The organism is Actinomyces qiguomingii (assembly GCF_004102025.1).
Lineage (GTDB): Bacteria > Actinomycetota > Actinomycetes > Actinomycetales > Actinomycetaceae > Actinomyces > Actinomyces qiguomingii.
Genome location: NZ_CP025228.1, coordinates 2,957,111 through 2,972,379, shown reverse-complemented (window position 1 = coordinate 2,972,379; position 15,269 = coordinate 2,957,111). Strand labels below are relative to the sequence as shown.

The 15,269-nt window shown below is 64.1% G+C and carries 12 protein-coding genes and 1 pseudogene; 7 read left to right on the top strand and 6 right to left on the bottom strand.

Features of this window, described 5'->3' with window-relative positions; all coding sequences use genetic code 11:
• Positions 1–49: 49 nt before the first annotated feature.
• The gene (locus CWT10_RS12520) at positions 50–1,033 is read left to right on the top strand and encodes an alpha/beta hydrolase (RefSeq protein ID WP_103061822.1); all 984 of its coding nucleotides are present in this window, start codon (positions 50–52) and stop codon (positions 1,031–1,033) included.
• 373 nt (positions 1,034–1,406) lie between these two features.
• Here the strand turns inward: CWT10_RS12520 and CWT10_RS12515 are convergent, their stop codons facing one another.
• Genes CWT10_RS12515 through CWT10_RS12505 form a run of 3 tightly spaced genes read right to left on the bottom strand, consistent with a single transcriptional unit; the run spans position 1,407 to position 4,717 of the window.
• Positions 1,407–2,621 carry an ABC transporter permease gene (locus CWT10_RS12515; RefSeq protein ID WP_174721965.1) on the bottom strand — a complete coding sequence of 405 codons (1,215 nt, stop codon included), beginning with the start codon at positions 2,619–2,621 and terminating at the stop codon, positions 1,407–1,409.
• Complete coding sequence (locus CWT10_RS12510; RefSeq protein WP_103061823.1) at positions 2,608–3,756, bottom strand: ABC transporter permease; 1,149 nt, start codon at positions 3,754–3,756, stop codon at positions 2,608–2,610. The genes CWT10_RS12515 and CWT10_RS12510 overlap by 14 nt, the downstream gene beginning before the upstream one ends.
• A 1-nt stretch (position 3,757) precedes the next feature.
• Positions 3,758–4,717 carry an ABC transporter ATP-binding protein gene (locus CWT10_RS12505; RefSeq protein WP_332881172.1) on the bottom strand — a complete coding sequence of 320 codons (960 nt, stop codon included), beginning with the start codon at positions 4,715–4,717 and terminating at the stop codon, positions 3,758–3,760.
• A 97-nt stretch (positions 4,718–4,814) separates the two neighbouring features.
• Between CWT10_RS12505 and CWT10_RS12500 the strand changes: the two genes are divergently transcribed.
• Together CWT10_RS12500 and CWT10_RS12495 are read left to right on the top strand one after the other, a co-directional pair.
• Positions 4,815–6,008: a sensor histidine kinase gene (locus tag CWT10_RS12500; protein ID WP_103061825.1), complete on the top strand. Its 1,194-nt coding sequence runs from the start codon at positions 4,815–4,817 to the stop codon at positions 6,006–6,008.
• Entirely contained in the window at positions 6,005–6,652 is a 648-nt protein-coding gene (locus CWT10_RS12495; RefSeq protein WP_103061826.1) for a response regulator, read from the top strand. The genes CWT10_RS12500 and CWT10_RS12495 overlap by 4 nt, the downstream gene beginning before the upstream one ends.
• A gap of 502 nt (positions 6,653–7,154) precedes the next feature.
• Here the strand turns inward: CWT10_RS12495 and CWT10_RS12490 are convergent.
• From CWT10_RS12490 to CWT10_RS18020, 3 genes and pseudogenes are all read right to left on the bottom strand, one after another.
• Positions 7,155–8,728 (bottom strand): annotated as a pseudogene (locus CWT10_RS12490) (IS1634 family transposase).
• A gap of 410 nt (positions 8,729–9,138) precedes the next feature.
• Positions 9,139–9,822 (bottom strand): response regulator, encoded by a 684-nt coding sequence (locus CWT10_RS12485; protein ID WP_103061992.1) that lies wholly within the window; start codon positions 9,820–9,822, stop codon positions 9,139–9,141.
• A complete protein-coding gene (locus CWT10_RS18020; RefSeq protein WP_103061993.1) occupies positions 9,819–10,658 on the bottom strand; it encodes a sensor histidine kinase in 840 nt (279 codons plus the stop codon). The genes CWT10_RS12485 and CWT10_RS18020 overlap by 4 nt, the downstream gene beginning before the upstream one ends.
• A 196-nt stretch (positions 10,659–10,854) precedes the next feature.
• Between CWT10_RS18020 and CWT10_RS12475 the strand changes: the two genes are divergently transcribed.
• The 4 genes from CWT10_RS12475 to CWT10_RS12460 all read left to right on the top strand — a co-directional run bounded on the left by CWT10_RS12475 (position 10,855) and on the right by CWT10_RS12460 (position 14,767).
• Positions 10,855–11,562: an ABC transporter ATP-binding protein gene (locus CWT10_RS12475; protein WP_103061994.1), complete on the top strand. Its 708-nt coding sequence runs from the start codon at positions 10,855–10,857 to the stop codon at positions 11,560–11,562.
• The gene (locus tag CWT10_RS12470) at positions 11,559–12,332 is read left to right on the top strand and encodes an ABC transporter permease (protein WP_103061995.1); all 774 of its coding nucleotides are present in this window, start codon (positions 11,559–11,561) and stop codon (positions 12,330–12,332) included. Before CWT10_RS12475 ends, CWT10_RS12470 begins: the two co-directional genes overlap by 4 nt.
• Position 12,333: 1 nt before the next feature.
• Positions 12,334–13,023: a hypothetical protein gene (locus tag CWT10_RS12465; protein ID WP_103061996.1), complete on the top strand. Its 690-nt coding sequence runs from the start codon at positions 12,334–12,336 to the stop codon at positions 13,021–13,023.
• A gap of 562 nt (positions 13,024–13,585) precedes the next feature.
• On the top strand, positions 13,586–14,767 hold the full coding sequence (locus tag CWT10_RS12460) for an ISAs1 family transposase (protein ID WP_128683221.1): 1,182 nt from the start codon (positions 13,586–13,588) through the stop codon (positions 14,765–14,767).
• Positions 14,768–15,269: the final 502 nt, after the last annotated feature.

Sequence of the window (15,269 nt, the reverse complement as noted above, 5' to 3'; positions counted from 1 at the left end):
GCCGTGGCGTTACAGATCGCCTCAGATCCAGAGATCGGAGCATCACGCAATGAGCGCTGACAACCTAGAACTGACCCAGGAGTGGGACAAAGTCTTCCCCCAGTCCGACGCCGTGAACCATGAGAAGGTCACCTTCCACAACCGCTTCGGCATCGCCCTCGCTGCCGACCTGTACCGGCCCAAGGACGCCGCGGGCAAGCTGCCCGCACTGGCGGTTTCCGGCCCCTTCGGCGCCGTCAAAGAGCAGTCGTCCGGCCTGTACGCCCAGACCATGGCCGAACGCGGCTTCCTCACCATCGCCTTCGACCCCAGCTTCACCGGCGAGTCTGGCGGCACGCCCCGCTACATGAATTCCCCGGACCTCAACATCGAGGACTTCCAGGCCGCCGTCGACTATCTGTCTGTACGCGAGGACGTCGACCCCGAACGCATTGGCATCATCGGCATCTGCGGCTGGGGCGGCATGGCCCTGGCCGCCGCGGCCGCCGACCCGCGCATCAAGGCCGCTGTGGTGTCCACCATGTATGACCTGAGCCGGGTGGCGGCCAACGGCTACTTCGACTCCTCCGACTCCGCCGAGGCTCGTAACCAGATGCGTGCCTTAGTGGCCGCCCAGCGCACCGCCGACTACCGTTCGGGCAGTTACGCCGTGGCCGGGGGTGTCGTGGACCCGCTGCCCGATGACGCCCCCGACTTCGTCAAGGACTACTACGCGTACTACAAGACACCCCGCGGCTACCACCCCCGCTCCCTGAACTCCAACGACGGCTGGACCGTCATCGGCGGGTCCTCGCTGATGAACGCGACCCTGCTGGGCTACATCGAGGAGATCGAGAACGCCGTCATGATCGTCCACGGGGAGGAGGCGCACTCCTACTACATGGGCAAGGACGCCTTCGCCCGGCTGCAGGGGGACAACAAGGAATTCGTCTCCATCCCCGGCGCCTCCCACACCGACCTGTATGACGGTGGCGCCAGCGGCGCCATCCCGTGGGAGCGGATCACGGAGTTCCTGCGCACCAATCTCGTCTGAGCGGTGTTCGCCGCTCGGGTCCGGGTATTCGGGCGGCCCAGCACCGGTGGGTCGCCCGAACACCCGGACCCGGCCTCCGCTGCCTTGGGGACACCTGTCTTGGTGACGGCCGAAAGGATAGGCGTCCATCCGTAGCCACTTTGGGCTGGAGGGTCCGGGCGTTCATTATGGGATCCCGCGTGGTTGCGCCGTTTTGCGGCTCTTCTGGTTTATGAGCGTAGCGGGTGGGTGTGGGCCCGCTGGCCCCGCCGACCGAACTCGATGGTTATATCTACCGAACTCGATGGTTATATCTACCGAACTCGGCGAACGCGCCTCAAATCGGAAGAACCACATTTCTTTCGGGCATGCGTGCCGCGACGCCGGTCTCCGGCTAGACCGCCGCACGTGCCCGTGAGCGGCCGACAGCCAGGCCCGCCGCTCCGATGGCGATGGCGAACAGGGCGCATATCCCGCAGTAACCGAGCAGTGGCATCAGCACCTGGGCGGAGGTGGAGACGGCGTTGAAGGCCCCGGCGATGGCCTGGGTCGCCCAATATCCGGGCGTGAGCCGCGCGACCGCGATCACGGCGTCGGGCAGCATATCCAGGGGCGCCCACGCCCCCGCCAGGACGGAGAATGCCATGCCGCCGATGACTGCGATGGCGTTCGCGGCGTTCTCCCCCAGTCGCAGTTGCCCCACGAGGAAGCCCATGGCTACTCCGTTGAGCGTGTAGGCGGCCAGCGCCAGGCCCACGATCCCCAACTGCGATGCCGAAGCGCCGATGCGATCGGCGGCGAAGACTGCGGTGCCCAGGCAGAAGAACCACAACCATGCCACCAGGCCTATCAGCTGACACGCGCCGAGCAGCCCCAGGCCGCGTGAGCGGCCGGTCACGGGCGCGGAAGACACGCGGGAGTGTACGGCAGGTCGATTGAGGGCGGCCATGAGCACTGCAATCGCTACGATGCAGAAGGCCGTCAGCGGGAACAGTGAGAACAGCGTGTACAGCTTCAAGGACTCCGGCAGGAGGAGCGCGTCTTGGGTGATGAGCCGAGCGGCGGAGCCGCCGCGCATTGAACCTTTTGCCAGGGTCACGGCCCGCTCCACGGACTGTTCGGCGGACTGGGCGCCGGTGGCATCCGTGTTCAGAGCACGCAGATAGTCGTAGACCTGGTTCAGGTACGAGTTGGTGTGCACGTTCATCAGTGAGCCCAGGTAGGACCGGTAGCTGACGACGGTCTCCACGGCGGGCGGCTGGGTTCCGTCCTGGGCCGCGGCCTGTAGCTCCTCGCCGAAGCCGGCGGGGATGATCAGGATGTACTGGATGCGGTCCTTGGCGGTGGCGTCCTGGAGTGCCTGCTTGGTGTCTTCCAGCGGCTGGGTGTTGCCGACGGAGCCCACGTATTCGGTCAGTGCCCGGGACACCGCGGAGTCATCACGGTCGATCACGGCCACATCAGCCGTCACCTGGGTGACGCCGGCGTCGGTGGCATTGCCGGAGCCGGTCCCGACGAACACGGCGCCTACGCTCATGAGCACCAGGTAAATCAGGATGTAGAGGCGGTGCGCCGCCAGAATCCGCAGCGAGGTCTTAAAGGTGCTCATGGTTCGTCCTCCGCATACGGATCATGGCGATTATGAAGAACATGACGGTCATGCCCGCAAGCACGGTGCAGCTGCGAGCGAATGGCTCCAGGGAGTCGTAGTAGAGCAGCCCGTAGAAGCAGCGGGTCGCCTGCCACAGGGGATTGAGCTGGGCCGCCAGCGGGGCGCTGAGTTCGATGGCATTGGCCAGTCGCTGTGAGGCGGTGCCGTACAGCCCGCAGAACAGGGCCAGTAGGCAGCTGATTGCCGAGACTCCGCCCAGCGGCATCCGCGGGAAGGTCCCCAGGACCGAGCCGGCGGCGCAGGCCATTAGGCTGGAGATCCCGATTGCCACCAGGCAAAGCGCCGTGTAGGGGCCGAAGTCCACACCCACCACGAAGCGCATGAAGGCGAAGGCGATGATCAGGCAGGCCCAGGTGCATGCCCAGGCCGCGGACAACGTTCCCAGAAGCAGCCTCCACCGCGGCAGCGCCCCCAGATTGCGGCGTGCCGCCAGGGGCCCTGAGGGAGCGGTGATATCCTGGATGGCGACTACCGCAATCGTCATGCCCATGCCGCTGGTGAAGGCGAGCAGCGCGAAGTAATAAGGCACCTCGGGCTTTCCGGGCACGCGGGTGACCTGGAGCTCGGTGGTGAATGCGTGGCGGTCCTGTACTGCGGCGGCGGCATCCGCGGGCGGTGCTCCCGCGGCGATCAGCGAGGTGATCTCGTCACGGCTGCGCACGTAGGTGTCCAGCATGGCGCGCAGTACCGGGGTGGTGGACAGGTCATTGCCCTCCGGGGACAGGTGCAGCACGGGGGTGCCGCCCTGGACCGCGATATAGCCGACCGTGTCACCCTCCTGAACGGCCGCCTCGGCCTGCTCCGCGGTGTCGTAGGCCACGGGATCGAGCAGCCGCAGTTCGGCGTCGTCGGCGGAGACGGCGTCAAGGGCGCCGTCCAATCCCGCCTCGGCCGCGTAGGCATCATCATGAACGATCCCGACCCGGAGGGGGTCGACGGCGTAGCCCGCCTCCAGCCCGGAGAACATCATCATGAACATCAGGGACAGTGCGATCGGCAGACCGAGTGTCCACAGCAGCAGGATCCTGTCGCGCAGTAGTTGGAGCACCTGGTAACGGAAGACGGTGCGCATATCAGGCCGCCTCATCGCGCAGGGCCCGGCCGGTGATCTCCAGGAACACGTCGTTCAGGGTGGGCGGCTCGGAAGTGATCCGCCCGCATACCACGCCCACCTCGGCGAGTGCTTCGAGGACGTCGGCCAGGTTGTGCGCCCCCGGCGTGCACTCGACGATCAGCTCAGGTGCCTCATAGGCGACGGCGCGAACATGCTCCGCCCGGCGTACCGCCTCCAGTTCGCGTTCCCCGATCTCGGCGGGCGACAGCACCTCCGCGCGAATCCGCTCACCGGTGCCGATCATCGCCTTCAGCTCGCTCGCGGTGCCGGCGGCGAGCTGCTTGCCCCGGTCCATGATGATGATGCGTGTGCACAGCTGCTCTACCTCCTCCATGTAGTGGCTGGTGTAGACGATGGTGGCGCCGTGGGCATTGAGGCGCTTGATGCCGTCGAGGATGGCGCTGCGGCTCTGCGGGTCCACGGCCACGGTGGGCTCATCCAGGATGATCAGTTCTGGCCGGTGGGCGATGCCGCAGGCGATGTTCAGGCGGCGCAGCAGCCCGCCGGACAGCTTTTTAGGACGGAACTTCGCAAATCGGCCCAGGTCTACGAAATCGATCGCCTCCTGCACTAACTCGCGGCGGCGGGAGCGATCGGAGACGTACAGGGAGCAGAAGGCGTCTATGTTCTCCCACACCGTGAGTTCCTCGAAGACGGCCACATCCTGCGGCACCACCCCGATTCGCCGCTTGAGCTCGTAGGCGGTGGCCGACATCGGCTCGCCGAAGATGCTGATCTCGCCCCGGTTGTAGGTGAGCAGTTGCAGTATGCAGTTGATCGCTGTGGTCTTACCCGAGCCGTTGGGGCCGAGCAGGCCAAGGATCTCGCCTGAAGTGACTTCTAGCGACAGCCCGTCCACGGCGACCAGATCCCCATAGCGTTTGACCAGTTTTTCAACGGCGACCGCTGCTTCGGTCACGCCGGCTCCTCCCACTCGTATGTTGCGCACGGGAAATATGGTTCCGGGAAGAAGACGGTGTCGGAAGTGCCTGCTGTCATGAGGCGGCGCCGGGGACATGATAAAAGTCAGGGGCGTCGTCGGCTCCACCGGCGGGCTCGGCATCGTCCATAATCGAGGTGTGAGGGAGCTGACGGACAGGGCCGTAGTGCTGGGAGCCTGTGTCGCCTTAGTGCTGGCCTCCGGTATGCCCACGCCGACGGTGGTCGTGTGGTTCCTGGTTGCGGTCATCTGCTCCGGGGCCTGTGCCGCCTTAGGACAGTGCTCGGCTCTCGGCGCCCTGCCGGCCGCCTATCTGCTGGTGGCGTGTGCCTGCTCCGCGGCCGTCGCGGGGGCGCCTGTTGCCGTCTACGAGTTGGTCGGGGTGACTTCGGGACGGGGCCGGTGGCTCTGGGGCGGGGCGGCGGTGTGCATAGCGCCGCTGGCAGTGGCGCTGTGGCGCGGTCTGAGCATCAGTGCGGTGGGAGCGGCGGTCCTGGCCGCGCTGGCGGCGCTGCTGGCGGTGCGTACCGGCCAGGTGGAGCGGACCCGTGGTGCTTTGCATGCCGTCCGCGACGATTTGCAGTACCGGGTCACCGCCTTGCAGGAGACACAGACGCGGCTGGAGGAAGCCCAGGAGTACGAGATGCGCGCCGCCGCCCTGTCCGAGCGCACCCGGATCGCCCGGGACATCCACGACGGCGTCGGGCACCTGCTCACCCGGATGCTGTTCCAGGTGCACGCCGCCCAGGTTGCCCATAGGGGCGCCCCGGAGGTGGTGGCCGATTTGAAGCAGATCGAGCAGACCGCGGATGAGGCGCTGTCGGCCATGCGTGCGGGTGTTCACGCCCTGGATGATGCGGGTGAGGATCTGGCGGTGGCGCTGAACCGGTTAGGAGCCGGCTGCGGCATCCCGCAAGTCAAGATCGACTGCGCCCCGGATGCGTCCTTACCTGCGCCGGTAACGCGGTGTCTGGTCGCTGTGGCACGTGAAGCCCTGACCAACGCGGCCCGCCACGGTGAGGCGAGAAGCGCCTGGGTAACGGTCACCGACTTCCCCGGGTTCTGGCGGCTGACCATCGCCAACGACGGCGCCGTCCCGGCGTGGGCCGAGTCCCCGCAGCCGCTGTGGAAGGCGCAGCCGGATGCTGAAGGTCCGGGGTTGGGCATGCGGTCCATGATCGACAGGGTCGAGTCCCTGGGCGGTACGCTGCGGGTTCTGCTGCGCCCCAGGCTCACAGTGCTCGCCACCATCCCGAAGGAGACCGCATGAGGGTACTGGTCGTCGACGATGATCTCCTGCTGGCCCGCTCCCTGGCCACGATTCTGGGGGCGGAGCCGGATATCGACGTGGTCGGTGTGGGCGCAAGTCGTCAGGAGGCGGTGGCGGGCTTCCGGGAGCGCAGACCCGACATCGTGCTGATGGACATACAGATGCCCGGAAGCAATGGGCTGGACGCCGCAGAGCAGATACTGGCGGTGGACCCGGATGCGCGGGTGGTGTTCCTAACCACCTTCACTGACGACGATTACATCGCGCGAGCGCTGCGCATGGGTGCGCGCGGATACCTGATTAAACAGGACGTGGTGCAGATCGCTCCGGCCTTGCGCAGCGTCATGACTGGAATGAGTGTCCTGGAAGGAAAGGTGCTCGAACGCACCGCCGCCATGGGATTGGCGGCGGACACGGCGACGCCAGAGGACACGCGTCCGCCCGTTTTCGACGCACTGACCGAGCGTGAGTACGAGGTGGTTCAGGCCGTCAGCGACGGACTCGACAATGCCGAGACGGCGGGCCGACTGCACCTTAGCGAGGGCACCGTGCGCAACCACATCAGTGCAATCCTGGCTAAGCTCGGCCTGCGCAACCGCACCCAGATCGCGGTGCTCTACTACCGCGGCTCCCAAAGGCCCTGACCCGGGCGTAACCGTGTCCGCTCGTTTCAGGGCTCTTCTCAGGGTTATTCGTGTTTGGGGGTGTGGTGGATGGGTGGGGTGTGTGGGTGGTGGTTTGTGTGTACGTCCCGGTGGGCGCGGTGGGCGGGGACGGGATGGCTCGCCGTGAGTCTCGGTGGATCGCGGTGGCTCGCGGCGGATCGTGCCCGACGGTTCGGGTGTTGCGGACGACGATTCTCCACTTCTTTCGACGGTTCGAGGGGCGGGCGCACGAGCCGTCGTTGTTCATGCCGAATCGTTGGTGGTACCTGACGAACCGTCCGCCTCGTGATGCCATCCCATGAAACCGCCCCATGGATGTCGATTTACGACCTTGGGGTGCGGTTCACGACCACCCCAAGGTCGGAAACCACACCCCAAGGTCGGAAACCAGCACTTCGCGCTTGAGGACGCGGCCGCCCGGAACAACCATGCGGAGGCCGTCCTCGGGCGCCGCGCCACGTTCGACCTGACTCCTGACGGTTTAGTGCCCTGCGGTGTTCAGGTTGTTGAGGATTTGCTGCGCGGTCTGGGTGGTCTGGGGTTGGGCGGTGATGTGGTGGCCGTTGATGGTGATAGTTACCTCTTGAAGCGGCTTCAGTTCGCGTACGAGCCGCTTGATGCTCACACCGGTGGCGGCTTGTAGGTGGCGGGCGACGGCCAAGGATGCCATCACCACGGTGAGGTGGGCCTGGATGGCGTGGTGGGTGTGGTGGAAGACGGGCCTGGCGCGCAGGTCGTGCTTGGACATGCGCAAGGGACTGCTCCACGTGCCACAGCTCGTGATAGGAAGCAATCACCTGGCTGGCGGGCATCACCGATGCGGGGATATTGCTCACGTAGCCTTTCAGCCCGGCCAGCCGCTTGGCTCGGGCCAGAGCCTTCTCGTCGAGGACCTGGTCGCCCTTACGGGTGGTCACGGACCTGGTCCCCTTGGGGCGCCGGTCCCCAGCAACGACCGCCCGGGCCCTGTTCTCCTGGGAGGTCAGGGTCTTGCTGGTGCCGGGCGAACCTCTTGGCGGAATACGCCCAGATCGCGCGCCACGAGCCCGCAAACTCCGCTGGGCTCCAGACCGGCTCATCACGCAGCTTCTCGTCCCTCTCGGTCGAGCGCGTGCCGCGGCGTGGGGTGATGGTGTCGATGATCTGCCCATCGGCCAAGGCGTCCCCGTGCCAGGCGAAGTGCGCGGCCAGATCTGCCGGGGCCTTGGTCATGCGGGACCCGACGATGAATCCCAAGCCGGCCTGGTCGAGTGCTTCGAGGTTGGTTGCGGAGAGCATGCCGGCGTCCGCCACCACGACCAGGTGCTCAATCCCCGACGCCTCCCGGAACTCCTCGATCATCGGCACGATCGTGCTGGTCTCGGCCTTGTTGCCCTCCCAGCAGCCAACACGTAACGGGAAGCCCGTCCGGTCCACCAGCAGCCCCACGATCACCTGCGGGTCCACCCTGCGCTCCTTGGAATAGCCCACCCGTCGTAGGTCGTCCTCCTTCTCCGCCTCGAAGTACAGGGTCGTCACGTCATACAAACACAAGGACAAGTCCCCTGCGGCACTCACGTGCCGCAGGCAGGCGGCCTGGATATGGGAGCGGTAGTCGCCGGTAACGCAGCGCGCCAGGGACCGGAACAAGGAGCGTGGGGTCACAGCGTCAACTCCGAGCTCTCCCAGCACGGCGGGGACCTGCTCCTTGCTGGTGGGCTCCACGAGTCGGGCCAGCACCATCTGCCTGAAGCTCTCATCACCACCCACCGCTTCACCCAGCCCCAGGGCCTCATACGCGCCCGACAGGACATCCCACAACAGCACTGAGCGCTTGGACTCAACCACCGCCGGCGCGGCCTGGCCGGCGGCCTGCGGTGTCAGGCCGGCCAGGTCCAAAACGCCCTGGCCGCCCCGGATCTTCTCCCGTCCCGCCTGAACCAGGGCCGCCAGCTCCGCCTCGTCGTGCGCTGAGCCCAGGTGCTCCACAATCCGGCGCACACCATGCTCCTTAGCCACGATCTGCACCGCCGTAGCACCAGAAGCGGTACGCACCTTACGGATAAACGGGCTCACACCCCTACACCCTACCCGCCACCGGATTAGTGCCCCACAACCACCAACCCAACCACACCACACCAACGAAAAACCCCAACCACCCCAACCAGCTGTCAGGAGTCAGGTCGGGCGCCGCGCCACGTTCGAACACGGGAGACTGCGTTCGGGTGAGCGAAGAGGCCGTCACACGGCCGACCAGAACACACCGCCGACCACACCCCCAAACACGAAGAGCCACAAATGCTGGTTCTACGAGGTCGCTGCGGAGGCAGGATCCTGCGACGCCCCGCGCACAAAGCCGCTGGACCAGCTCCCGCCGCGGATCCGGCCTATCAAGGAGGCCTGTGGCATTCACCGTTACTGAACGCCGGCCAAGCGGTGCGGCGAACCGCCGCACCGTGTGGGCTACGGCGTCTTGGCTGCTGTTCCTATCGCGTCCCCATGAGCCCGCCTTCGTAGGCGGCAATGACTAGCTGGGCCCGATCGCGCGCGCCCAGTCGGCGCAGCAACGCACCCATATGGCTCTTCAGCGTTGAGTGGGAGATGCCCAGCCTCTCTTCAATATCGTCGTTAGACAAGCCACTGGCGACAAGTCGAAGAACCTCGGTCTGACGGGACGTGAGGGCAGACAGAGGTACGGAGAGGACCTCAGCGGGGTGAGCATGAGCGATAACCGTTGAAAGTACTCCTGGAGAAAGCAGCGACCTACCCGCGTTGATCGTCCGTACGGCATCGATGACGCCTTCCGGCGGCGTGTCCTTAAGCAGGTATCCAGAGGCACCGGCACGTAGCGCGCGAAATACCGATGCATCATCATCGAACACAGTGAGCATGCACACTTTGGTGCAGCGCAGTGCGGCATCGGAGCAGATCGCTCTCGTCGCCTCGATGCCGTCGCTGCCATTCGACAAATGTATGTCCATTAGTATGACGTCGGGAAGCAGACTGCGGGCGGCTGCCAACGAACTGGCCGCATCAGTTGCTTCGGAGACGACGAGGATGTCCGCCACCGGGTTCAGTATGGTGACGAGCGAACGGCGCAGTAGCGTCTGATCATCGACGATCAGTACGCGTATTTTGGTGCGCGCTTGATGAATAATGGAGGTGTTCATGGCCGACTCCCGCCTGGGTCCGGAATTATCGCCTCCACAAGGAAGCCGTTCCCGACCTCGGTGGTCACAAGTGTCCCTCCCAATTCGTGACAACGGCGTGCCAGTGTAGCGAGTCCTGTTCCTCCTCCGACAGACGAGTGTCTCCCCGGCTCAGGCACATCGTTGTAAACCGTCACCTGCAAATTATCGTCTTCGCGGGAGACCTGGACGCGAACTCGTACGTGACCGGCGTGTCGGGCGACGTTGGCCAGAGCCTCCCGAACAACCGAGGTAAGTATCCGCTTGACATTGGCGCCGTAGATCGGAGTAGCGCTCTCGGATACCTGGACATTCAAGCCTGCCTGCCGCCACGAAAGCACTTCATCGCGCCAGCCCTGCGGATCGGAAGCACAGCATGAGGAGGGCGACAGCGACGCCTCATCCGCCGAACGCAGCGTTGCGAGGAGTTGCCGCATGTCTGCAGTCGCGGCACGTGCACTGCTCTCAATGTCCCTCAGTGCCCGGCGCGTACCGGCCTCGTCGAGCAACGGCTCAGTGCTCGCATGCAAAGTAATCCCTGCGAGTCGATGTGAAACCAGATCGTGGAGGTTCTCTGCGAGGCGGAGACGCTCTGTACGTGCAGCATCGGCGACGGCACGTGCGCGAGCCAGACGATAGTGGTTCGCACGATCACGGCTTCTAACCACAACGGCCCAGACCACAGCTGCGAGGGCGGTCGCCAACACCACCGGGGTGGTGCTACCCCCACGGTCGTCCGGTCCCGTGACGACGATCCCGGCAACCGCTAGGGCGGCTACCGCACGGGCTAAGACTCCATGAGGGCCGGAGCGATACATGTCCTAATCATATGGCCTGGAGGCGAAGACCGCACCAGCAACAGCACCAGCACCAGCATACGCGTGGGCGGCTCCTCCGTGAGCGATTGGGACACACGATGGCTTCTCGACAGGATGGGCCCGTGGGCTGACGTGCCGCGAGAATCCGCCCTGAGGCTGATTCCCCTTCGAAGCCGCCGATGCGACGATCGACCACATGATCGTAGTTGACGAGGTGGTGAAGCGCCATGGTTCCCGGACTGTATTACACGACGTGTCGTTCACGGCTAAGGCAGGAAAGGTGACCGGATTCGTCGGGCCTAACGGTGCTGGCAAGTCTTCAACGCTGCGTATACTCCTTGGACTCGACCGTGCGAACTCGGGCAGGGCGACTGTTGACGGGAAGAACTACCGAGACTTACGGAACCCGTTAAGAATAGTAGGTTCGATGCTCGACGGTGCCGGAGCCAATCCGACGCGCACCGCCCGTGCACATCTGAGCTGGGTTGCCACCAGCAACAAGATTGCGGCAAGCCGAGTAGCTGAGGTGCTTGATCAGGTGGGGTTAAGCGAGGCATCCGGTCGTCGTGTAGGGACGTATTCGCTTGGGATGGGACAGAGACTGGGGCTCGCCACTGCGCTACTAGGCGATCCCGAATACCTGATTCTCGACGAACCGGTGAATGGGCTTGACCCAGAAGGGGTTAGATGGATACGCCGCCTGCTACGCGCACATGCGGATCGGGGAGGCACCGTCTTGCTGTCATCGCACCTGATGAGCGAGCTGGCGGAGATAGCAGATGATGTTGTCATGATATCCGGAGGTCGTGTCACCGCCGACGGCCCACTCTCCGAGTTTACGGCGGCGTACGGGAATCTTGAGGACGCGTTTTTTGCCCATATGCGAAGTGCGGAGTCCCCATGAACCTGGTAAAGGCTGAGCTGCTGAAGCTAATGACATTGCCATCGGTCTGGGTCGCGTCCGCGCTCGCGTTCATTGTGCCGGTTGGTTTGGCGTGGCTGAGCGCGAGCACTGTTCACCGTGCACTGAGTACCAGTGATACGTCCAGTCTTGTAAGTGCTTCCACTGCGGACGCGGGATTCGGCCAAATGACTTACGGCACGATCGGAATCGTTGTGCTCGGAGTAGTCGCGATGTCCAGTGAGTATGCGAGGACGGCTCAGAACGTCGGAGCAAGTCGCCAAGTGACCACGACCATGGTTGGCGGACCGAAGCGAATGCAGACAATTGCCTCCAAACTCGCAGTTCTTGCGGTTTGGACTGTAGGGCTTGTAATAGTGACGCTTCCAAGTTCATTGGCTGTTTCCAAGGTCGTGCTGGGAGACTATGCAACAGATCCGGATGGTGAGTTGCTCCGGAAAGCGGTCGGTGTTGTGTTGTATTGGCTGTCTATGGCGCTGTTGTCCTATGCGTTCACGTCCGTGACGCGCAATGGGGCTTTGTCCCTGATTGTGCTTGTCGCTAATAGTTCTGTGGTGTCTTTCAGCTTATTGATTTCGCAGCTAACCGATGCGGCGCGATATTTACCGGACACCGCGGGTGTGTCGATGTTTCTTACCGACACACCGATATCATCGCCGCTTCAACCCGCCTCGGCGATGTTCGTAACGTTTGGTTGGCTGATCGCATCTGTGCTGACAGCTTCTTGGTGCTGGGTTAGGAGGGACGCATAGTATGGCGACCATTTTCGCAGAGTCAAAGAAGTTAATGACGCTCCCCTCGATATGGATCGCATGTGCGTCGACTCTCGGCCTCGGTATATCGGTCACGCTAGTGCTTTCAAAGCGGTCTAAAGATGTGTTGTTGGTGCACGGTGATGTCGGGGCATTGCTGATGGTGCCGGATTACGTCCTGTACGGCGTGCTGGTCATAGGTGTGTTGGGCGCGGTCACCGAATATCAGGGCGGACAGGTATACACGTCGATGACCGCTGTTCCCGATCGCGTCAAATTGGGTGCGGCAAAGGGGGTGGTGGTAGGATTTTTGGCTGCTGGCGTGTCGATAGCGACCATGTCGGCGTCCGCATTGGCAGCGCATCTAGGCCCGGTGGAGGAGGTATGGCCAGTAGTGATGCGTAGCTGCATTTACTTGTCCGTGATGGCTTTGCTGGCTTTTTCGCTCGGGTTGATGTTGAGGTCTTTGGTACCTGCATTAGTTGTGTCATTATGCATGTTGGTCGTCTGCCCGACGGTGCTGGCTCCGATAACGTCCTTGGGCAAGTGGGCGCCTAGTAGCCTCGGTTCTGATTTGTTCGTGACAATTAGGGCTCCCGCCGATTGGAAGACGAAGATGCTTGTCCTGGTGCTCTGGGTCATGTCTATAGGCGGATGTGGCTACGCGCGTTTTGTGAATGACGACGGCTGATGAGAGTATGCGGAGACTATCGGTTCTTTCGAAGGGGCTATAAGACAGGATGCCTGTGACGTCTTTGCAGAGTCCGATTCGCTCTTACGCGCCCTTCCGTGTGTTGGTGCGCAACTCTGTAAGACAGACGACCCCGCACCCACGCCTGCGAAATGACTCCAAGGCTAATCCCCCCGGTCCGTTCCCCTAATCAGTGATCACCATCCGCCCGCCACCATGGGTGACTTTCGCCCCCTCTGATCATTCGGTAAGACATGGGCAAGATATCAAGTCCACAGCGGCTGGCCCTGCGCCGGACCACCCGGAACCACCAACAAGGTAACAGGGTGCAGTACCGGGCGATCCGAGTGCTGGCAGGCTCCGCTCGGACTGTGATGAGATGGCCTCGATGGGGTCGAAGGGCGATTTCCTTTGGGCTTCGCGGAGGCCCAGGGGGTCGGCAAAGTCGGTGTCTGGGTTGGGGGTTGTTAGGGTTTTTCGGCGTGTTGGTGGGGGTGCGGCGCGACCCGCCGGTGAGGATATGTGGTGCTAAATCAACATCATCACGGAAGGTCGCGCCGCTGTGTCATCATCCACCACTCCTGCCTTGTCGCGCCAGCCCCTGACAGGGGTGTTCGCCACTGTCCCGGACCCGCGTGATCGGCGCGGGTGCCGTCACCGACTCGATGTGGTGCTGGCTTTGGCGGCGGTGGGGGTGCTGGCCGGCTGCCGCACCCTGCTGGCGATCTGGGAGCACGCCCAGGACCTGACCGGCGGCCAACTACAGCAGCTGGGACTACCACAAGACCGGGGCATCCCGTCGGAGTCGACGATCCGCCGCGCCCTGGCCGGCCTGGACGCCGACGACCTTGACGCTCGGATCGCCTCGTGGGTGCTCACCCGCACCGGCACCATCGACGGACGCAGGATTATCGCGGTGGACGGCAAGACCATGCGCGGCGCCAAACCCAAGAACAACAACAGCGGAGACGGTGATGATGGTGGCGGTGGGGTGCCGCACCTGCTGGCGGCGCTGGACCAGGGCACCGGGGCGGTGGTGGCCCAGCAGCGCGTGGCCGACAAGACCAGTGAGATACCCGCCCTGAAACAGCTGCTGGCGCCCCATGACCTTACCGGCGCGGTCGTGACTGCTGACGCACTGCACACCCAGACCGACACAGCGCAGTGGATACGCGACCGGGGCGCCGACTACCTGCTGACGGTCAAGAACAACCAGCCCGGCCTCAAAGCCAAGCTCAAGGCCCTGCCCTGGAAGGACGTCCCCGCCGTGTCGGGGGTTGACACCTCCCACGGTAGACGGGTGCGCCGCACCATCAAAGCCGTGGCAACGCCGGACTGGATTGAGTTTCCCGGGGCGGCCCAAGTACTACAGGTACGCCGCACCCGCACCACCACCAAGCACCAGCCCGACGGCAGCAAGAAGTCCAAGCGCACCACCGAGGTCGTCTACCTGGTCTGCTCCATACCGCCCGAGCAGGCCCCGCCCGAGCAAGTCGCCGCCTGGATACAAGGCCACTGGGCGATAGAAAACCGACTCCACTGGGTACGGGACGTGACCTATGACGAGGACCGCCACCAACTGCGCACCGGCTCCGGGCCGCAGGTGATGGCCACCCTGCGGAACCTGGCCATAAGCCTGATCCGCACCATCTACGACGACCCGGCCACCACCAGCATCGCCTCAGCCAACCGGGCCATGACACGAAGACCCACCAAAGCCATCAAACTCCTAACAACCCCCTAACCACACACCAACTTTGCCGAGCCCCTGCGCGGAGGCCGGGGCCCTGATACTGGCTGTACGGGGCCGAACTCATCCTTAGGCCGCCACTACCTCGACGCTCACGGCACCCCAGGCAGGGTATCGACGACGCCCGTGTTCGCCACCGCCGAGTGGGCGCAACTGGCCTGGCACGACCCGGCCTCACTCCGTCATAGGCATACACGCTCCGATCGAGCACGACCTGGCCTACATCCCACCATCACAAGAAGACACCGACAACGCCGACGCCGAAGACGTCTGCAAGCAGACCACCACCAACCAACCCCAGCCGGCATACGCCGCGCCAGATAAACAACCTCTACGCAACCCGGGGCTTGACAGGCCGCGCCGTACCCGTTTTAACACACTGAAAGCCCGGCCATTAGGCAACCAACCACTGACTTCGCCGAACCCCTTGGGATTAGGCTTACGCTTGTCGTCGGGATCGACGGCTGGATGCTGCGTGCTACGAGAGAGGAACCCA